Source organism: Enterobacter sp. JH25 (assembly GCF_021725435.1).
Classification (GTDB): Bacteria; Pseudomonadota; Gammaproteobacteria; order Enterobacterales; family Enterobacteriaceae; genus Enterobacter; species Enterobacter intestinihominis.
The window spans coordinates 402,662-421,310 of sequence record NZ_CP091319.1; the positions used below are offsets into that span (position 1 = coordinate 402,662).

At 56.1% G+C, this 18,649-nt stretch carries 15 protein-coding genes and 3 tRNA genes; 9 read left to right on the top strand and 9 right to left on the bottom strand.

Going from position 1 to position 18,649, the window contains the following annotated elements; translation table 11 throughout:
* Positions 1-145 precede the first annotated feature (145 nt).
* Positions 146-1,291: a cephalosporin-hydrolyzing class C beta-lactamase ACT-24 gene (locus tag L2Y28_RS01950; RefSeq protein WP_022646807.1), complete on the bottom strand. Its 1,146-nt coding sequence runs from the start codon at positions 1,289-1,291 to the stop codon at positions 146-148.
* A gap of 132 nt (positions 1,292-1,423) precedes the next feature.
* Here L2Y28_RS01950 and ampR point away from each other — a divergent pair, with 132 nt between their 5' ends.
* Positions 1,424-2,299: a LysR family transcriptional regulator AmpR gene (ampR, locus tag L2Y28_RS01955; protein ID WP_022646808.1), complete on the top strand. Its 876-nt coding sequence runs from the start codon at positions 1,424-1,426 to the stop codon at positions 2,297-2,299.
* 29 nt (positions 2,300-2,328) lie between these two features.
* On the opposite strand, the gene frdD is transcribed toward ampR, so the two are convergent.
* From frdD to frdA, 4 genes are read right to left on the bottom strand one after another with little or no spacing between them, the layout of a single operon-like run.
* Positions 2,329-2,688 (bottom strand): fumarate reductase subunit FrdD, encoded by a 360-nt coding sequence (frdD, locus tag L2Y28_RS01960; RefSeq protein ID WP_000609653.1) that lies wholly within the window; start codon positions 2,686-2,688, stop codon positions 2,329-2,331.
* 10 nt (positions 2,689-2,698) lie between these two features.
* Positions 2,699-3,094, bottom strand: a complete 396-nt coding sequence (gene frdC / locus L2Y28_RS01965; protein WP_003855953.1) for a fumarate reductase subunit FrdC — start codon at positions 3,092-3,094, stop codon at positions 2,699-2,701.
* A 10-nt stretch (positions 3,095-3,104) separates the two neighbouring features.
* Positions 3,105-3,839, bottom strand: coding sequence for a succinate dehydrogenase/fumarate reductase iron-sulfur subunit (locus L2Y28_RS01970; protein ID WP_022646809.1), 735 nt, complete (start codon positions 3,837-3,839; stop codon positions 3,105-3,107).
* Entirely contained in the window at positions 3,832-5,622 is a 1,791-nt protein-coding gene (gene frdA / locus L2Y28_RS01975; protein ID WP_022646810.1) for a fumarate reductase (quinol) flavoprotein subunit, read from the bottom strand. The genes L2Y28_RS01970 and frdA overlap by 8 nt, the downstream gene beginning before the upstream one ends.
* A 310-nt stretch (positions 5,623-5,932) precedes the next feature.
* Between frdA and epmA the strand changes: the two genes are divergently transcribed.
* Together epmA and yjeM are read left to right on the top strand one after the other, a co-directional pair.
* The gene (gene epmA, locus L2Y28_RS01980; RefSeq protein ID WP_003855960.1) at positions 5,933-6,910 is read left to right on the top strand and encodes an elongation factor P--(R)-beta-lysine ligase; all 978 of its coding nucleotides are present in this window, start codon (positions 5,933-5,935) and stop codon (positions 6,908-6,910) included.
* A 178-nt stretch (positions 6,911-7,088) separates the two neighbouring features.
* Positions 7,089-8,588: a glutamate/gamma-aminobutyrate family transporter YjeM gene (gene yjeM / locus L2Y28_RS01985; protein WP_022646811.1), complete on the top strand. Its 1,500-nt coding sequence runs from the start codon at positions 7,089-7,091 to the stop codon at positions 8,586-8,588.
* 40 nt (positions 8,589-8,628) lie between these two features.
* On the opposite strand, the gene mscM is transcribed toward yjeM, so the two are convergent.
* From mscM to rsgA, 3 genes are all read right to left on the bottom strand, one after another.
* Positions 8,629-11,952 carry a miniconductance mechanosensitive channel MscM gene (mscM, locus tag L2Y28_RS01990; protein WP_022646812.1) on the bottom strand — a complete coding sequence of 1,108 codons (3,324 nt, stop codon included), beginning with the start codon at positions 11,950-11,952 and terminating at the stop codon, positions 8,629-8,631.
* Positions 11,953-11,971: 19 nt separating this feature from the next.
* Entirely contained in the window at positions 11,972-12,940 is a 969-nt protein-coding gene (gene asd / locus L2Y28_RS01995) for an archaetidylserine decarboxylase (protein ID WP_022646813.1), read from the bottom strand.
* 97 nt (positions 12,941-13,037) lie between these two features.
* Positions 13,038-14,090: a small ribosomal subunit biogenesis GTPase RsgA gene (gene rsgA, locus L2Y28_RS02000; RefSeq protein ID WP_072202176.1), complete on the bottom strand. Its 1,053-nt coding sequence runs from the start codon at positions 14,088-14,090 to the stop codon at positions 13,038-13,040.
* A 107-nt stretch (positions 14,091-14,197) separates the two neighbouring features.
* Here rsgA and orn point away from each other — a divergent pair, with 107 nt between their 5' ends.
* The 4 genes from orn (at position 14,198) to L2Y28_RS02020 (ending at position 15,257) form a co-directional block, all read left to right on the top strand.
* A complete protein-coding gene (gene orn, locus L2Y28_RS02005; protein WP_003855965.1) occupies positions 14,198-14,743 on the top strand; it encodes an oligoribonuclease in 546 nt (181 codons plus the stop codon).
* Between the two features lie 196 nt (positions 14,744-14,939).
* A tRNA-Gly gene (locus L2Y28_RS02010) sits at positions 14,940-15,015 on the top strand.
* Between the two features lie 45 nt (positions 15,016-15,060).
* Positions 15,061-15,136: transfer RNA gene (locus L2Y28_RS02015), tRNA-Gly, on the top strand.
* Between the two features lie 45 nt (positions 15,137-15,181).
* Positions 15,182-15,257, top strand: a tRNA-Gly gene (locus L2Y28_RS02020).
* A gap of 270 nt (positions 15,258-15,527) precedes the next feature.
* Here the strand turns inward: L2Y28_RS02020 and queG are convergent.
* Positions 15,528-16,667 carry a tRNA epoxyqueuosine(34) reductase QueG gene (gene queG, locus L2Y28_RS02025; RefSeq protein ID WP_015572463.1) on the bottom strand — a complete coding sequence of 380 codons (1,140 nt, stop codon included), beginning with the start codon at positions 16,665-16,667 and terminating at the stop codon, positions 15,528-15,530.
* On the opposite strand from queG, the gene nnr reads away from it, so the two are divergent.
* Both nnr and tsaE read left to right on the top strand, forming a co-directional pair.
* Entirely contained in the window at positions 16,666-18,189 is a 1,524-nt protein-coding gene (nnr, locus tag L2Y28_RS02030; RefSeq protein WP_032621418.1) for a bifunctional ADP-dependent NAD(P)H-hydrate dehydratase/NAD(P)H-hydrate epimerase, read from the top strand. The genes queG and nnr overlap by 2 nt on opposite strands.
* On the top strand, positions 18,182-18,643 hold the full coding sequence (gene tsaE, locus L2Y28_RS02035) for a tRNA (adenosine(37)-N6)-threonylcarbamoyltransferase complex ATPase subunit type 1 TsaE (protein WP_022646816.1): 462 nt from the start codon (positions 18,182-18,184) through the stop codon (positions 18,641-18,643). Before nnr ends, tsaE begins: the two co-directional genes overlap by 8 nt.
* Positions 18,644-18,649 lie beyond the last annotated feature (6 nt).

The following is an 18,649-nucleotide window of genomic DNA, read 5'->3' on the forward strand; positions in this document are numbered from 1 at the left end:
ACTGTTTTTTGTTAAGTGTAGATGACAGCAGGGAAAATGCGGGAGATTGTGCAGGGTGTTTTGCCGGGTGGCGGCTTCGCCTTACCCGGCCTACAAAGTTCATGCGTTGTGTAGGCCGGGTAAGCGCAGCGCCACCCGCAATGTTTTACTGTAGCGCGTCGAGGATATGGTATGCCGCCTCAACGCGTGCCGGGTTCGGATAGCTTTTATTCGCGAGCATCACAATACCGATCTGCTTTTCAGGAATAAAGGCCACGTAGCTGCCAAACCCGCCAGTAGAGCCCGTTTTATGGACCCAGGACGCTTTGACCGGGGGAGCCGGTGGATTCACTTCTGCCACGGGCAGCGGTGCCAGCGCCACCTTACTGTCGCTGCCGTCGATCACCGTGTTGGCCTCCACGGGCCAGTTGAGCATCTCCCAGCCCAGACCCTGATACATTGACCCGATACGCCAGTAGCGCGACTGCGCCAGCGAGATGCCCTGCTTAAGTGAGGCATCAGCAACGTTCTCCGGCGCCATGTTTGCCATGACCCAGTTCGCCATATCCTGCACGTTGGTTTTCACGCCATAGGCTTGTGCATCCAGCATTCCCGGCGAAACGCGCACCGCTTTACCGTCACGATAGCCCCAGGCGTAATGCGCCTCTTCCGCTTTCGGAACGTTAATCCAGGTATGGTCCAGCTTGAGCGGCTTAAGGACCCGCGTCGTCATGGCCTGCTCATAGCCCATGCCGGAAGGTTTGACCGCCAGCGCGCCAAAAAGACCGATACTGGCGTTGGCGTAAAGACGCGTTGTGCCAGGCTTCCACTGCGGCTGCCAGTTTTGATAAAAGCGCAGCAGGGCGGCATTATCCGTGACCTCATCCGGTACCTGTAGCGGCAGGCCGCCAGCGGTGTAGGTTGCGAGATCCAGCATACGAATCCCCTGCCACTGCTTGCCCGTCAGCTGTGGCCAGTATCTGGTCACCGGATCGTCCAGCGAAATTTCACCGCGAGCAATGGCATCCCCTCCTAAAACCCCGGTGAAGGTTTTACTTATAGAACCCAGCTCGAACAGAGTCTGAGGCGTAACGGGTTTGCTGGCCGCGATATCGGCTTTGCCAAACGTATAATAGTGCGGTTTACCCTGATAAATAACGGCCACCGCCATGCCTGGAATCGACTGGGCTTTCATCAGCGGGGTAATCGTATTCGCGACCACCTCCGCCAGCTGTTTTTCTGACACTGGCGCGGCGAGAGCAGAGCAAGAGATGCCGAGCAGCAGGGCGCAGCAAAGAGATTTTTTCATCATCAGTAATCTTCCGTAATAGCGAGTCAAGGGGATGTCCGGGCCCGTCAGACAGGCGTAGTCTGTTGGATTTGACTGTGCCTGACAAACGGTTAAATTTAGCATTAGCTGTTAATTTTTCTAACGGAAGAGACCATGACGCGAAGCTATCTCCCCCTCAATTCGCTTCGAGCCTTTGAAGCCGCCGCGAGACATCTCAGCTTTACGCATGCGGCCATTGAGCTGAACGTGACCCATTCAGCCATTAGCCAGCATGTGAAAACGCTGGAGCAGCACCTGAACTGTCAGCTGTTCGTTCGCGTGTCGCGCGGGCTGATGTTGACTACCGAGGGAGAAAACTTACTGCCGGTACTGAATGATTCGTTCGATCGTATAGCCGGAATGCTGGATCGCTTCGCTAACCATCGTGCGCAGGAGAAGCTGAAAATCGGCGTGGTGGGTACGTTTGCCATCGGGGTTTTATTCTCACAGCTGGACGATTTTCGCCGTGGCTATCCGCACATCGATCTTCAGCTTTCCACCCATAACAACCGCGTTGATCCGGCTGCCGAAGGGCTTGACTATACGATCCGCTACGGTGGCGGGGCGTGGCATGGCACCGAGGCTGAATTTCTTTGTCATGCGCCGCTCGCGCCGCTGTGTACGCCCGATATCGCCACCAGTCTGCACTGTCCGGCCGACATCCTCAGGTTTACGCTGCTGCGCTCCTACCGACGCGACGAGTGGACCGCGTGGATGCAGGCGGCCGGCGAGCACTCCCCTTCGCCAACGCACCGTGTGATGGTATTTGATTCGTCCGTGACCATGCTGGAGGCCGCTCAGGCAGGGGTAGGTATTGCCATTGCGCCTGTCGATATGTTTACCCATCTGTTAGCCAGCGAGCGCATTGTGCAGCCCTTTGCAACGCAGATTGAGCTCGGCAGTTACTGGCTTACCCGATTGCAATCCCGGGCAGAAACGCCTGCCATGCGCGAATTTTCCCGGTGGCTGGTGGAGAAGATGAAAAAGTAAAAAGCCCGCCGGATGGCGGGCCTGTTCAGTCAGATGGTAACCACGGCAATCAACGTGACGACCGTCAGAATGGTTGCCAGACCGTAGAAGACCCATTTACCGCTTGGCACATGGATTTTCAAATCGTGCATCGCATGGTGGATACGGTGCAGACCACACCACAGCGGCAGGACGATCATCAGGAAGATGAACACCCGGCCAATAAAGCTGCTCGCAAAGGCCAGTACGCGCTCATAGCTCAGCGCATCGCCCGGAAACAGCCCCAGCGGCAGCATAATACCGACCAGCAGGATAATGACCGGGGCAATAATGGCGCTCCACATGCCGCCTGCGCCAAACAGCCCCCAGAAGACCGGCTCATCTGAACGTTTTGGATTTGGATTGATCACAGTAGTCTCCTTACCAGAACAGTGCGACAAACAGAATGACCACAGAGACAACGGCCGTCACTGCCCAGAGCCCTTTAATAACCGGCTCTGGCCCCATTTTTTCGCCTTTTACAATGATGTTCGCTGCTTTTGGCGCCAGTTCAAACCAGGTTTTGGTATGCAGTAGCGCGGCTGCGAGCACAATCAGATTCAGAACTACGATGATTGGGTTTTGCAGGAAACCCACAAAACTGGCCCAGGCTTCCGGGCCGTGCTTGAGGGCATACACCCCGTACATCAGTTCGAGGCTGAACCAGACCGCGGGAACAGCCGTGCCTTCACGCAGCATATAGAAGCGATAAAACGGCAGTTTTTTCCACCAGGTGGACGGCATTGGTCGCACGTAGGCTTTGCGTTTAGTCGTCATCATGCACTCCTTAGCGTGGTTTCAGGGTAGCGATAAGAAAGTCTTTCGAGCTTTCCACTTTTCCCTGCTGAATGGCGGCGGCCGGGTCGACATGCTTCGGACAGACTTCGGAGCAGTAACCGACAAACGTGCAGGTCCAGACCCCGTTCTGGCCGTTAAGCTGTGCCATACGTTCTTTTTTGCCGTGGTCGCGGCTGTCCTCGTTATAGCGGTGCGCCAGGGTAATGGCGGCCGGGCCGATAAACTCAGGGTTCAGGCCAAACTGTGGACAGGCGGCGTAGCACAGGCCGCAGTTGATGCAGCCGGAAAACTGATGGTATTTCGCCATCTGCGCGGGCGTCTGGGTGTTTGGCCCCTGATCCGGCGTGCGCGGGTTGCCGATGATGTACGGCTTAATCGCTTCGAGGCTTTCGATAAAGTGGGTCATGTCGACCACCAGATCGCGCTCAATCGGGAAGTTGCCCAGCGCTTCAACCTTGATGCCCTTGGTGTAATCACGCAGGAAAGTTTTACACGCCAGCTTTGGCACTTTGTTGACCATCATGCCGCAGGAGCCGCAGATTGCCATGCGGCAGGACCAGCGGTAGCTCAGGTCCGGGGCCAGGTTATCTTTGATATAGCCGAGCGCATCCAGCAGGGAGGTTTGCTCGTCGTAAGGGACTTCATAGAAAGCGCTGTGCGGCGCGGCGTCCACTTCCGGGTTGTAGCGCACCACTTCAACTTTCAGTTTTTGCATCTCAGCCATTCGCCTTCTCCTTCTTATCGGCGGCTTCTGCTTCTGCACCGTACACGCGTTTCGCCGGTGGCAGCGTAGTGATTTTCACGTCGCTGTAGTCCAGACGGGTGGTACCATCCGCATCGCGCCAGGCGAGAGTATGTTTAAGGAAATTGACGTCGTCACGTTCGGTGCAGCCCTCATCCAGGCGCTGGTGTGCGCCGCGGGACTCTTTACGCGCCAGGGCGGAATGGGCCATACACTCTGCGACGTTCAGGCCGTGGCCCAGTTCAATGGTATAGAGCAGGTCGGTATTGAAGACGCTGGAGGTGTCGGTGATGCGCACGCGCTTGAAGCGTTCCTGGAGTTCTGCCAGCTTGTCGACGGTTTTCTGCATCAGCTCTGGCGTACGGTAGATCCCGCAGCCTTCTTCCATCGACAGCCCCATTTCGTCGCGGATCTTCGACCAGTTTTCGTTACCTTCCTGGTTCACCAGGCCTTTCAGGCGTTTTTGGATGTCTGCAACCTGCGCATCCAGCGCCGCGCTGTTAGCTTCACCTGCCGTTGCGGCACGCTCCATCGCGCGTTCGCCCGCCATGCGACCAAAGACCACCAGCTCAGCCAGCGAGTTCGAGCCCAGACGGTTTGCGCCGTGCAGACCGACGGAGGAACACTCACCCACCGCAAACAGCCCTTTGATGCGGGTTTCGCACTGCTGGTCGGTTTCAATACCGCCCATGGTGTAGTGCGCGGTTGGACGCACCGGGATCGGCTCTTTCACCGGGTCGACGCCCACATAGGCTTTTGCCAGCTCGCAGATAAACGGCAGACGCTCCAGCAGTTTCTTCTCGCCGAGATGACGCAGGTCGAGATGTACCACGTCGCCGCGCGGCGTTGAGATGGTATTGCCTTTGCGCCACTCGTGCCAGAAAGCCTGAGAGACTTTGTCGCGTGGGCCGAGTTCCATGTATTTGTTTTTCGGCTCGCCAAGCGGGGTTTCCGGACCCATGCCGTAATCCTGCAAATAGCGATAGCCGTTTTTGTTGACCAGAATACCGCCTTCGCCGCGGCAGCCTTCCGTCATCAGAATACCGGAGCCCGGCAGGCCGGTTGGGTGATACTGGACGAACTCCATATCACGCAGCGGGACGCCGTGGCTGAGCGCCATGCCCATACCGTCACCGGTGACGATGCCGCCGTTGGTGTTGTAGCGGTATACGCGGCCCGCACCGCCCGTTGCCATCACCACCGCCTTAGCGCGGATCTGGACGAGCGTGCCTTCCATCATGTTCATTGCTACCAGTCCGTGCGCATGACCGTCGTCGACCAGAATGTCGAGAACGAAATGTTCGTCAAAGCGCTGGATTTGTGGGAACTGGAGGGAGGTCTGGAACAGGGTGTGCAGCATGTGGAAGCCGGTCTTATCGGCAGCAAACCAGGTGCGTTCGATCTTCATGCCACCGAAGCGGCGGACGTTGACGCTCCCGTCCGGACGGCGGCTCCATGGACATCCCCACTGTTCCAGCTGGGTCATTTCCGTTGGGCAATGGTGCACGAAGTAATCAACGACATCCTGTTCGCAAAGCCAGTCGCCCCCTGCAACCGTGTCGTGGAAATGGTATTCGAAGCTGTCATGATCCTGCGCGACGGCGGCGGATCCTCCTTCTGCGGCTACCGTGTGGCTGCGCATCGGATAGACTTTTGAAATCAATGCGATTTTGGCGTTCGGATTGGCTTGTGCCGCAGCAATTGCAGCGCGTAATCCAGCCCCGCCAGCGCCTATTACGGCAAGATCGGCTTGAAAAGTTTGCACGACATTCCTCCAGATTTTGGTTTTCCCGCAACGTGATGAGCTAAAGGACGTTCACCTGCCCGAACGGACGATTGCGGAAGCGATTCCACTGCTCCTTTATGGGTAAAACAGTATAACCGCGTAGAAGTGAGGGAAATTTGACGTGTTCGATTTTTTTGCTGTTCTGTGCGGTGATTTATCATCGTGATTAATGAATGGCGTCACAGTATTTCTCTGTGCAATGAAAAGGAGCTTTTACTGTGCAAAATTTGTCTCTGCCCCGGCTTGCGAGTAGACTTCGTGCCCTTGTCTGAAAACGGAGAAATAACTCATGAGCGAAACGGCCACCTGGCAGCCGAGCGCATCCATTCCAAACCTGCTAAAGCGCGCAGCAATTATGGCGGAGATCCGCCGCTTCTTTGCGGATCGCGGCGTCCTGGAGGTGGAAACGCCGTGCATGAGTCAGGCGACGGTCACGGATATTCATCTGGTCCCGTTTGAAACCCGTTTTGTTGGCCCAGGCCACTCTCAGGGCATGAATCTGTATCTGATGACCAGCCCGGAATACCATATGAAGCGTCTGCTGGCGGCCGGGTGTGGTCCGGTCTATCAGCTGTGCCGTAGCTTCCGTAATGAAGAGATGGGCCGACACCATAATCCGGAATTCACTATGCTGGAGTGGTACCGCCCGCACTACGACATGTATCGTCTGATGAACGAAGTCGACGATCTGCTCCAACAGGTGCTGGATTGCGCGGAAGCTGAAACGCTCTCCTATCAGCAGGCCTTCCAGCGTCATCTGGAAATTGATCCGCTGTCGGCTGATAAAACACAGCTGCGTGAAGTGGCGGCAAAACTGGATTTGAGCAACGTGGCGGATAACGAAGAGGATCGCGACACGCTGCTGCAACTGCTGTTCACCTTTGGTGTTGAACCGCAGATTGGCAAAGATCGTCCGACGTTTGTCTATCACTTCCCGGCCAGCCAGGCTTCACTGGCGCAGATCAGCACCGAAGATCACCGCGTGGCGGAGCGCTTTGAGGTGTACTTTAAAGGCATCGAGCTGGCGAACGGTTTCCATGAGCTGACCGACGCGCGCGAACAGCAACAGCGTTTCGAGCAGGATAACCGCAAGCGCAACGCGCGCGGTCTGCCGCAGCAGCCGATTGACACCAACCTGCTGGAAGCGCTTAAAGCCGGTCTGCCGGACTGCTCCGGCGTGGCGCTGGGTGTGGATCGCCTGGTCATGCTGGCGCTGGGCGCAGAACAACTGGGCGATGTGATTGCCTTTACGGTCGATCGCGCATAAAGAATTGCCGGGTGGCGCTGTCGCTTACCCGGTCTACTCGGTCATTTAACTCTGCCACATTAAAAACTACTATCTTCTCTATGCACGGGTCTTTTTCTTAATTTGACTCGGATAGCCACAATATTTGTCTGGTCATCTGCTACCATCCGCGCAGTTTAATTCCGTTTCGGATGGTTCTATGTCTCACTCACTCAAAAAAATGACCCTTACCGGGCTCATCCTGATGATTTTTACGTCAGTCTTTGGCTTTGCCAATAGCCCGTCCGCGTTTTATCTGATGGGCTACAGCGCGACGCCGTTTTATATCGTTTCCGCGCTGTTCTTCTTTATTCCGTTTGCGCTAATGATGGCGGAGATGGGGTCGGCGTACAGGAAAGAAGAAGGCGGCATCTATTCGTGGATGAACAACAGCGTCGGTCCGCGTTATGCGTTTATCGGTACGTTCATGTGGTTTTCATCCTATGTCGTCTGGATGGTCAGCACGGCGGCCAAGGTCTGGGTGCCGTTCTCAACGTTTCTCTTCGGTGCGGATAAAACGCAGGTCTGGTCTCTGGCGGGGCTGAGTTCCACACAGGTGGTCGGTATTCTGGCGGTGTGCTGGATGGTGGTTGTCACGCGGGTGGCCTCGAAAGGCATCAACAAAATTGCCCGTATCACTGCCGTTGGCGGAATTTCCGTGATGTGCCTGAACCTGGTGCTGCTGCTGGTCAGTATCGCTATTCTGTGCCTGAACGGCGGGCATTTCGCACAGGAAGTCAACTTCGTTTCATCGCCTAATCCGGGTTACCAGTCCGGGCTGGCCATGCTCTCCTTCGTGGTGTTTGCCATCTTTGCTTACGGTGGAATTGAAGCCGTGGGCGGGCTGGTCGATAAAACCGAAAACCCGGAAAAGAACTTCGCCAAAGGCATTATCTTTGCCGCCATCGTCATTTCCATTGGCTACTCGCTGGCGATTTTCCTCTGGGGCGTCAGCACCAACTGGCAGCAGGTACTGAGCAATAACACCACCAACCTCGGCAACATTACCTACGTGTTGATGAAAAGCCTGGGGGTGACGCTGGGCAACGCCATGGATCTCGCGCCGGAAACGTCGGCCACCCTGGGGATCTGGTTTGCGCGGATTACCGGTTTGTCGATGTTCCTCGCCTATACTGGCGCGTTCTTCACGCTGATCTACTCGCCGCTGAAAGCGATTATTCAGGGGACGCCAAAGGCGCTGTGGCCTGCACGTATGACGCAGCTGAACGCTGCCGGTATGCCTGCCAACGCAATGTGGATGCAGTGCATGCTGGTGTGCGTGTTCATTCTGCTGGTGTCCTTCGGCGGCGATACCGCGTCGGCGTTCTATAACAAGCTGACCCTGATGGCAAACGTATCGATGACGCTTCCGTACCTATTCCTGGCGCTGGCGTTCCCGTTCTTTAAGGCGAAGCGGGATCTGGAGCGACCGTTTGTGATCTTCAAAACCCGCATGGCGACGCTGCTGGCGACCACTGTTGTGGTGCTGGTCGTCGCGTTCGCCAACATCTTTACCGTCATTCAGCCCGTGGTTGAGTCAAATGACTGGAGCAGCACGCTGTGGATGGTTGGCGGACCGATCTTCTTCTCGCTGCTGGCAATGGGGATTTATGAGAACTACCGCCGCCGCATGATGACCTGCGTGGCAGAAGTGGCATAGCGGATGAAAAAACCCCTCCCGGAAGGGAGGGGGAAATGGATTATAAACTTCCCGCCGGGCGCGAACGCGCCGCAGACGTCAACGTTCTTCCCGTCTTACGTCCGTCCAGCGTTTCCAGACGCATCTGGAAAGGTGGGAACGGCATATCAATTCCGTGCTCGCGGAAGCCAGCCAGGATCAGCTGGTGGATCTCATGGCGCAGCGGCATACGGTGTCCCATCTCGGCGGCGTAGATACGCAGCTCGAAAATCTGGATCCCCTGCTGCAAATCAACCAGGAAGACTTCCGGCGGCGGGTTGTCGATTACCAGCGAACAGCGTTCAGCAGCCGTATACAGGATCTGCGTCACCTCTTCGCTGTTGGCATCCGACGGAGCGGGTACGGTCAGCACCACACGCGTGACGGAGTCAGACAGCGACCAGTTGATAAACTGCTCGGTGATAAACGCTTTGTTCGGGACGATGATCTCTTTACGGTCCCAGTCGCTGATGGTGGTGGCGCGGGTGTTGATCCTGGTGACGCTGCCGGTCAGATCGCGGATGGTCACCGTATCGCCAATTCGAATCGGCTTTTCAAACAGAATGATCAGACCCGAGACGAAGTTGGCAAAGATCTCCTGTAAACCAAAGCCCAGGCCTACGGTCAGGGCGGCAACCAGCCATTGCAGTTTTGACCATTCGATACCAATCATCGAGAAGCCAACCAGCCCACCAAACAGCATGATTAAATACTTGGTAATGGTGGTGATCGCATAGCCTGTGCCGGGGGTTAAATCCAGATGCTGCAACAGCGCCAGCTCCAGCAGGGCAGGGAAGTTACGGATCAGCTGCGTGGTGATAATGAGTACCAGAATCGCAATCAGCACGGCCCCTAAGGTGATTGGCTCCAGGCTTTCGACCCCCTGCACCGTCGACGTCACATCCCACAAAGAGATGTTCTCCAGGAAGCCAAACGCAGAGTGGATTTCCGACCACAGGAAGATCACCGACAGCAGGGCAACCAGCATCAGAATTGAGCGTACCAGCCGCAGGGACTGGGTACTGATCGCATCGAGATCCAGTTCGACGTCATCGGCGTCTGAAGTCCCTTCGGTGCTGTTGACGTGGTTCGGCTCTTCCTCACCCCGCGCGCGCTGGGCCAGTATTTCTGCGCGACGATGTTTGGCACGGTCAAACGCCAGACGACGACGCTGGATCAGCATGCCGCGGCGAATAACATGGTAGACCACCAGCAGCAGGAACCAGATAGCTACTGACGTTTCCAGTCGTGCGAGCAGCGCTTGCGATGTGGCGAGATAACCGACAGCCGCCGCCAGCATCGCCGCCAGCGGCGCGCTAAGCAGCAGGTTCCACAGCAGACGGTTAAACATGTTATCGCCACTGCCGGACTTGTCGAGATAAAGCGGGATCCCGGCGCGCTTCAGGCTGAGCGTCACTACCGCTAATGCCCCGCAGATCAGCATAAAGCACAGCCGTCCCAGCGAGCCGGAGAACTCCCGGTCATTGAGATTATCGAACATGATCAGCGCCATAATTAGCGGCACAATCAGCCCGATGCTCATCAGGTAATAGCGCATCGCCCGCGCCACGCGATTACGCGGCCAGCCAAAGTGAGCGATGAACAGACCATTTGGCCGCGCAAACGTGGCGCAAATCATCACCACCCACAGCAGCGGAACGGTGGCGGTCACGCCATCGCCAATTGCGACGGCAAGCGGATAGGGCCAGGCTTCACGCAGGCCGTATCCGAGCGTCATCCACAGCACCGGCAGCGGAGACGCGACCAGAATTGACCAGAACACTGTACGCAGCGTCAGCCAGAAGTGATCCTGTGTCACTTTCCCCACCCGGGCGCTGGAGCGCTCAAGGAAACGGGTGAAGTGGCGACGGGAATAAATACTGAAACCCACCAGAATCAGTGCCCCCAGCAGCGGGAAGATGGTCTCCTTACTGGTGAGCATCATCACGCTGGCGAGACCCAGCTGGCTGAAGGTGTCCAGCGAAATGAGGCGGCGCAGATCCTGCACGATCTCAATCGGCCAGGCGAAGGTCATCGGCCGCACGTCGGATGTCCAGAACAGGTAACGGTGCGTGGCTTCGTTGACCTCTTTCAGCGCGTCCTCCAGCTGGCTGTTTGAGACTTTCAGCTTGGTGAGTTCGAGGATCAGCGTATCGCCCCCCTGCAACAGGGAATTGAGCAGTTCGCGTTGGGTGCGCAGCTGCGCTTCCAGAATACGGCTTTGCTCGCCGGTGAGCGGCTGTCCGTCAGCCTGACGGATCTGGCGGATTTGCGGCTGCTTATTAAGAAGGTCTTCATAATGAAGACGCTGAACGCGCAGCTGCGCCATCTCCGTATCAAGCTGCTGCGGTTTTGGCATCTCTGGCAGACGAGCCACCTGTGCGCGTAACGCTTCGCCCAACAGGTTAGATGAGCCAAGCCACTGGGACTGTTCACGCAGCGTGTTGAGAGCCTGACGAACCTGGAGGGTTTGATTAGTGGCCTGACGCTGCTGCGAGGCCACCAAATCCATGCGCTGCGCCTGCTGATTCAGCGCGGCAGAAAGCTCGCGGTTAACCTTAAACTGGGCGACGATGCTGTCGGGCAGGTTAGCGCTGTTTTCGGCCAACAACTCGGTGCTTTCCAGCGCACGTTCAGCTTCACGCTGACGCTGGCTGTTGAGTTGATTTCTCAGCGCCTGGAGATACGCATCCAGCTGTTCGCTCTGCTTCTGCGCCAGTTCCGAACGCATCCGCGACAGCTCCTGGCGGTTGTTAGCAGAAAGCTGTGCCAGCTCCAGTTCATCAACCAGCGCTTTTAGTCTGGCGGATTCCGCCTGTAGCCCAAGATTTTGGGCCTGATTCTGCGGGGTGTTGCCGGTCTGCGTCCCAATGCGGCGTTCCACCTCATTTAACTGACGGCGGGCATCGGTTTGCTGCTGTGGAAGCTGACTGAGAGAGTCGGCAATTTCACGCGCCCGTTCCTGCTCCTGCTGTGCCAGACGGCTTTTTTCCAGCAGCTGGCTGCTGACTTGCAGGATCTCCTGATTCAGCGCCTCGGACGTCATCCCTGCGGGTACCTGGCGTGGTTCATCACGCAGGCTGTTTAACTGCGAGCGCAGGGTTTGAGAGAGTTTGGGGAAGTTGTCGATAACCTGCTGATATTGCTGGGCGCGCTCAAGAGAACCCTTTCGTTCCTCAAGTGCGTTCAGTGCAGACTGGAGCGACTCAACGGCCTCCGGCTGAGCGGGTTTCGCCGCTTTTGCCTGCTCCAGCTCCTGGGTTATCTGTTTGGCGTCGGGGGCCGTCGCTGCGTACGCCCCCATGCTGAGGCACCAGGCCATCAGTAATACGATAATCGGGCGCACGTCAGCGATCCTTCTGTTGTTAACCTTCGTCTTTTTTGTCGTCAACCAGCGGGCTGGCATCGTGCTCGGCTTTGATCTCTTCTTCCGGCAACGGGGCTGGCGCAACGTCTGGCGTTGCAAAGACCTCCGTCGATACTGCCAGAGGCTGGCCGAGTTTGGTCACGGACAGGCTTTCCAGCTCGTCGACAAGGTTAACTTTGCCCGGTGCGAACAGGTTGATTACCGTTGAGCCCAGCTTGAAGCGGCCCATCTCCTGACCTTTCAGCAGGGCCACAGAACCTTCTTCTTCCCCGGCAGGCCAGGTCCAGCGCTTGATCACGCCTTCGCGTGGCGGCGTAATGGTGCCCGCCCAGACGGTTTCGATGCTGCCCACAATGGTAGCACCTACCAGAATCTGCGCCATTGGGCCAAATTCAGTATCAAACAGGCAGATGACGCGCTCGTTACGGGCAAACAGGTTAGGGACGTTTTGCGCCGTCAGGTGGTTTACAGAGAACAGATCCCCCGGCACGTAGATCATCTCGCGCAGGATGCCGTTACACGGCATATGAACGCGGTGGTAGTCGCGTGGGGAGAGATAGGTGGTCGCGAAAGTCCCGTTGCGGAACAGATCCGCCATTATGTAGTTACCGGCCAGCAGCGCTTCCAGGCTGTAGTTATGGCCTTTCGCCTGCAAAATTTTGTCGTCTTCAATTTTACCCAGCTGGCTGATCACGCCGTCAGCAGGCATCACCAGCACGTTCGGGTCGGTATTCAGCGGGCGCACTTCGTCGCGCAGCGGACGCACAAAAAATTCGTTGAAGGTGCGGTAGCTTGCCGTATCCGGTTTCTGCGCTTCTTTCATGTCGACCTTGTAGTATTTCACGAACAGGTCGATGACCAGTTTGGTCAGCCAGCCCGCTCGTTTGCTCGCGCCCCAGCCCGCCAGGCGAGTGAGCCACAGTTTAGGCAGAATGTATTGAAGCGAAAGTTTAAATGAGTTTAACAAGGTAGCCTCCAGGCCATTGTTTTGTCGTTCCTGATCCGGCAGTACGCTGCCGGAACCTGAAAAAAGGGGACGATTTTAGCGACGCTTAGCTTAGTTGTCAGTTATCAGAATCAGAAAAGTTTTTACGCGTTTTTACCTGGTCCATGCTTTCGAGAATACGATGGTAATTTTCGAAACGGGTTTCCGCTATTTCACCGTTCTCCACCGCTTCGCGGATGGCGCAGCCCGGATCGTTGTCATGTTTACAGTCGCGGTATTTGCAAGCGCCTATATAGTCATGGAATTCGACAAATCCGTTAAAGATTTGTTCCGGCTCGAGATGCCAGAGACCAAATTCACGCACACCCGGGGAGTCAATCACATCGCCGCCGTGCGGGAAGTGATAGAGACGTGAGGCGGTGGTGGTGTGCTGGCCCAGCCCGGAGACGTCCGACACATCGTTGGTCAGGATTTCTTGCTGAAGGCCGAGCAGGTTGTTAAGCAGGCTCGATTTACCCACGCCAGACTGCCCTGCAAAGATACTGATGCGGTCGGTCAGCGCATCTTCTAACGGCTTCAGGCCATCTTTGGTGCGGCTGGAAACCATCAAAACGCGATAACCAATATTGCGATAGATATCCATCTGCTCATTCACAAAGGCCATGGCCTCGTCATCCAGCAGATCGATTTTATTCAGCACGATGAGCGGCTCAACCTGTAGCGTTTCGCAGGCCACCAGGTAACGGTCAATAATGTTGAGCGAAAGTTCGGGTAAAATCGCTGAAACGATCACGATCTGGTTGATATTGGCGGCAATGGGCTTTACGCCGTCGTAGAAATCAGGACGGGTCAGAACCGACGTGCGTTCATGCACGGCTTCAACGATACCTTTAACCGTTACCCCTTCCGCAGCCGCTTTGCCTGGACGCCAGACCACGCGGTCACCGGTCACCAGGGAACGGATGGTGCGACGGATATTGCAACGGTGGATGTCCCCGTCGGCAGACTCGACATCGGCATGCATGCCGAAGCGGCTAATCACCACGCCTTCCGTCGCTTCGCCAAACAGGTTGTCGTCGTAATCGGGCTTCTCCGTAGTGGTTTTAAGACGGCGCTGGTGATTTGCATTCACGCGGCGCAGCTGCCCTTTGGAGAGTTTATTTTTACTCAATCGCGCTGGCTCCTGGTCGCCCATAGCGGGCAAAACCTCTATGATACACTCTAATTAATACTAGTTAACCTGCTACTGCCGGTTAAGCGAGAAGGGTGGAAAATAACATGAGCGCGGACGAAAACAACCTGATTTGGATCGATCTGGAGATGACCGGCCTGGATCCCGAGCGCGATCGCATTATTGAGATCGCCACACTGGTCACCGATGCCAACCTCAATATTCTGGCGGAAGGCCCAACGATTGCCGTGCACCAGTCCGATGACCAGCTTGCGCTGATGGATGAGTGGAACGTGCGTACCCATACTGGCAGCGGGCTGGTGGAACGCGTGAAGGCCAGCACTCTGGGCGACCGCGAAGCGGAGCTGGCGACGCTTGAGTTTCTGAAGCAGTGGGTGCCGGCAGGAAAATCGCCTATCTGTGGCAACAGCATTGGGCAGGATCGTCGTTTCCTGTTTAAGTACATGCCGGAGCTGGAGTCCTACTTCCACTACCGCTATCTGGATGTGAGCACCTTAAAAGAGCTGGCCCGCCGCTGGAAACCGGAAATTCTCGACGGCTTCACAAAGCAGGGGACGCACCAGGCAATGGACGACATCCGTGAGTCTGTTGCGGAGCTGGCGTACTATCGCGAAAACTTTATTAAGCTTTAATTTTGCGATCCGGCGCCTTGCGTGGCCGGGTTTTTGTCGCTAAATTGTTCAGCTTGCCGATTAAATAAGCACTTGAACTGAATTTCAAAAAAATCGCTTTGAGGGGGGTTGCAGCTAAACGGATTTCTCGTATAATGCGCCTCCCGTAACGACAGAGAATTACACGTTACGACAGCAACAAAAGCAGTACAGATTTGCGGGAATAGCTCAGTTGGTAGAGCACGACCTTGCCAAGGTCGGGGTCGCGAGTTCGAGTCTCGTTTCCCGCTCCAAAATTTGAAAAGTATCGCAAGATACGCCAGCACCAGAACACCCAAGCGGGAATAGCTCAGTTGGTAGAGCACGACCTTGCCAAGGTCGGGGTCGCGAGTTCGAGTCTCGTTTCCCGCTCCAAAATTTGAAAGTATCGCAAGATACGCACAGCACCAGAATACCCAAGCGGGAATAGCTCAGTTGGTAGAGCACGACCTTGCCAAGGTCGGGGTCGCGAGTTCGAGTCTCGTTTCCCGCTCCAAATTCTTCTTCTTTCCTAAATTATCCACAGCGAAATGCTTCGTTGGGGACGTTTTCTATTGTATCTGAAACACTCTTGTAAACAGAGTTATCCACAGAAACTGTGATAAATCCCAGTTGTACAAAATGTTAGCAGGGTGAATAATATCTTCGTAATTAACTGTAATCTATGAAGAAAATTTGATTTCAAAATGTTATTGAGATCACTTGACCTGTTTGCTAAACCTTATGGCGCCTGAATTCTTATTTTTATTCACAGCCTGTGAATATATCACACATCCCGTGGCAGCCCTTTTTCAATCACCCTGACCAGGCGCTGTTTCTTCGGTAACTGCACTTCAACCACGCCGGCATTTCGCTTCTCAATTTGCTGCGCAATCGCCCATTCTATGTGCTCATCAAGAAGTGGGTGCTCACCTCTGCGGCTTTCAAGCGCCTGAAGATTGGCTTCATCCCATGGGGCATTACCCAGCGCAACGGCCACATTACGCAGCCAGCGCAGGTGGCCGATACGACGTATGGCGGAACCTTCCGTCACCTTCAGGAACCAGGCTTCGCTCCAGGCGAACAGTTCGATCAGCTGCGGGGCATGTAACGCCTTGCGGGGACTGAAGTCTTCTTCGTCCGTCAACTGTGAATAACGGTTCCACGGACAAATCAGTTGGCAGTCATCACAGCCGTAGATGCGGTTGCCAATAAGCGGACGAAATTCCTCTGGAATAGCACCTTCCAGCTCGATGGTGAGATAAGAGATACAGCGGCGCGCATCAACGGTATAGGGTTCAACGATAGCGCCCGTTGGGCAGATGGTCATACAGGCCACGCAGCGGCCACACCCTTCTTCCACCGGACCGTCTACCGGCAGGGGTAAATCAATCAACAATTCACCCAGGAAAAAGAATGAGCCCGCGTCGCGGCTTAAGATAAGTGAGTGCTTACCTGTCCAGCCAAGCCCGGCTTTTTCGGCGATCGGGCGCTCAAGAATAGGCGCAGAATCGACAAAGGGTCTAAAATTCAGCGAAACACAGTGCTGCTGAATGGTTTCCCCGAGCTTTTTTAGACGGTTGCGCAGAAGTTTATGGTAATCACGTCCCAGCGCGTATCGGCTGACGTAACCCAGCGAAGGATTTTTTAGCGTGCGCGCAAAGGCCGCGTTAGCGGGCAGATAGTTCATGCGTACGCTAATGACGCGCAGCGTACCCGGCAACAGCTCGTGGGGGCGGGCACGCATCATACCGTGACGCGCCATCCACTCCATCTCGCCGTGGTATTGTTTATCCAGCCATGCCTGTAGCTTAGGCTCGCTGGCAGAGAGGTCGGTATCGGTAATACCGACCTTCTGGAAGCCCAGTTCAGCACCCCACTGTTTTATTTTTTGCGCTAATTCATTGAGATCGAGGGGCTGTGACATGACGGACCATACTGTGAAGAAAAACCCCGCAAGTATACCACATTCCATCTGGCATGCGGATGACCTCCGTCGGGCCGAAAAAGAGGCCGCAGATAGCCTGGGCGTTACCCTTTATGAACTGATGCAGCGCGCGGGCGAGGCGGCGTTTAACGTAGCGCGCACGGCTTATCCGGATGCCTCGCACTACCTGATTCTGTGCGGGCACGGCAATAACGGTGGCGATGGCTATGTGGTGGCTCGTCTTGCGGTGGCGGCGGGGCTGCGCGTTACCCTGCTGGCGCTGGAGAGCGACAAGCCGCTACCGGAAGAGGCTGGCATGGCGAGAGAGGCCTGGCTGAATGCGGGGGGCATTATTCATGCGCCTGATATTATCTGGCCCGAGGATGTCGACGTGATTGTTGATGGTCTGCTGGGGACGGGGCTGATGCGCGCGCCTCGCGATGACGTCGCCGCGCTGATTACCCACGCTAATGCGCACCCCGCCCCGGTGGTGGCGCTGGATATTCCCTCCGGCCTGATGGCGCAAACCGGCGCGACGCCGGGCGTGTCGATTGAGGCTGCGCACACCGTGACCTTTATCGCCCTGAAGCCGGGTTTGCTTACCGGTAAAGCGCGGGATGTCGTGGGGACGTTACATCACAACGCACTGGGGCTGGAAAACTGGCTGGCTGGACAGGATACCCACATCACCCGCTTTGATGCCTCCCTGCTTGCTCAGTGGCTGCCTCCGCGCCGCCCCACATCCCATAAGGGTGATCATGGCCGGCTGCTGATTATCGGTGGCGATCATGGCACGGCAGGTGCGATTCGCATGACAGGAGAGGCCGCGTTGCGCAGCGGTGCCGGATTAGTACGCGTGCTGACCCGCAGCGAAAACATTCCGCCGATTATTACCGCGCGGCCGGAGCTGATGGTCCACGAGCTTGCCCCACAGGCGATTGAAGAGGGTCTTGAGTGGGCGGACGTGGTAGTCATTGGTCCGGGCCTGGGTCAGCAGGAGTGGGGTAAACGGGCCCTGCAAAAGGCCGAGAATTTTCGTAAGCCGATGCTCTGGGATGCCGACGCGCTTAACCTTCTGGCAATAAACCCGGATACGCGTCACAATCGCATTCTGACGCCACACCCCGGCGAAGCCGCACGGCTGCTTAACTGTAGCGTGGCAGAAATTGAAAGCGATCGCTTACTTTCAGCCCAACGTCTGGTAAAACGTTACGGAGGTGTTGTCGTTTTGAAAGGGGCGGGGACCGTTATTGCCAGCGATGATGCGATGGGCATCGTTGATGCCGGTAATGCAGGCATGGCGAGCGGCGGCATGGGTGATGTGCTCTCTGGCATCATTGGCGCATTGCTCGGACAGAAACTTCCCCTTTATGATGCAGCCTGTGCTGGCTGCGTGGCCCACGGTGCGGCGGCTGACAGGCTGGCTGCTCGTTACGGAACGCGCGGTATGCTGGCCACCGATCTTTTTTGCACGCTGCGGCGTGTTGTTAACCCGGATGTGATTGACGTAGAAAATGATTAATCGAGCGATTCCTTTACCTGATGAACAAGCCACTTTAGATCTCGGCAAGCGCGTGGCGCAGGCCTGTCAGGGGGCGACCGTCATTTATCTGTATGGTGATTTAGGCGCGGGTAAAACAACCTTCAGCCGTGGTTTTTTGCAGGCGTTAGGCCATAACGGGAACGTAAAAAGCCCGACTTATACGCTAGTAGAACCGTACACGCTTGAAAATATCATGGTGTACCACTTTGATTTATATCGTCTTGCGGATCCTGAGGAGCTGGAATTTATGGGGATCCGCGATTACTTTGCCAACGACGCCATTTGCCTGGTGGAGTGGCCGCAACAAGGTGCGGGTGTGCTGCCTGACCCGGATGTCGAAATTCACTTGGATTATCAGGCACAAGGGCGTGAGGCGCGCATCAGTGCGGTTTCCTCATCAGGCTGTTCCTTACTGGCGCGTTTAGCCGGTTGAGCGTAG

What these genes read in the sequence shown, in the direction of transcription:
- ampR (WP_022646808.1), top strand. Translation starts at nt 1,424, where the DNA reads ATGACGCGAAGCTATCTCCCCCTCAATTCGCTTCGAGCCTTTGAAGCC.
- frdC (WP_003855953.1), bottom strand. Translation starts at nt 3,094, where the DNA reads ATGACGACTAAACGCAAAGCCTACGTGCGACCAATGCCGTCCACCTGG.
- tsaE (WP_022646816.1), top strand. Translation starts at nt 18,182, where the DNA reads ATGATTAATCGAGCGATTCCTTTACCTGATGAACAAGCCACTTTAGAT.
- epmA (WP_003855960.1), top strand. Translation starts at nt 5,933, where the DNA reads ATGAGCGAAACGGCCACCTGGCAGCCGAGCGCATCCATTCCAAACCTG.
- yjeM (WP_022646811.1), top strand. Translation starts at nt 7,089, where the DNA reads ATGTCTCACTCACTCAAAAAAATGACCCTTACCGGGCTCATCCTGATG.
- L2Y28_RS01950 (WP_022646807.1), bottom strand. Translation starts at nt 1,291, where the DNA reads ATGATGAAAAAATCTCTTTGCTGCGCCCTGCTGCTCGGCATCTCTTGC.
- L2Y28_RS01970 (WP_022646809.1), bottom strand. Translation starts at nt 3,839, where the DNA reads ATGGCTGAGATGCAAAAACTGAAAGTTGAAGTGGTGCGCTACAACCCG.
- queG (WP_015572463.1), bottom strand. Translation starts at nt 16,667, where the DNA reads ATGTCACAGCCCCTCGATCTCAATGAATTAGCGCAAAAAATAAAACAG.
- orn (WP_003855965.1), top strand. Translation starts at nt 14,198, where the DNA reads ATGAGCGCGGACGAAAACAACCTGATTTGGATCGATCTGGAGATGACC.
- nnr (WP_032621418.1), top strand. Translation starts at nt 16,666, where the DNA reads ATGACGGACCATACTGTGAAGAAAAACCCCGCAAGTATACCACATTCC.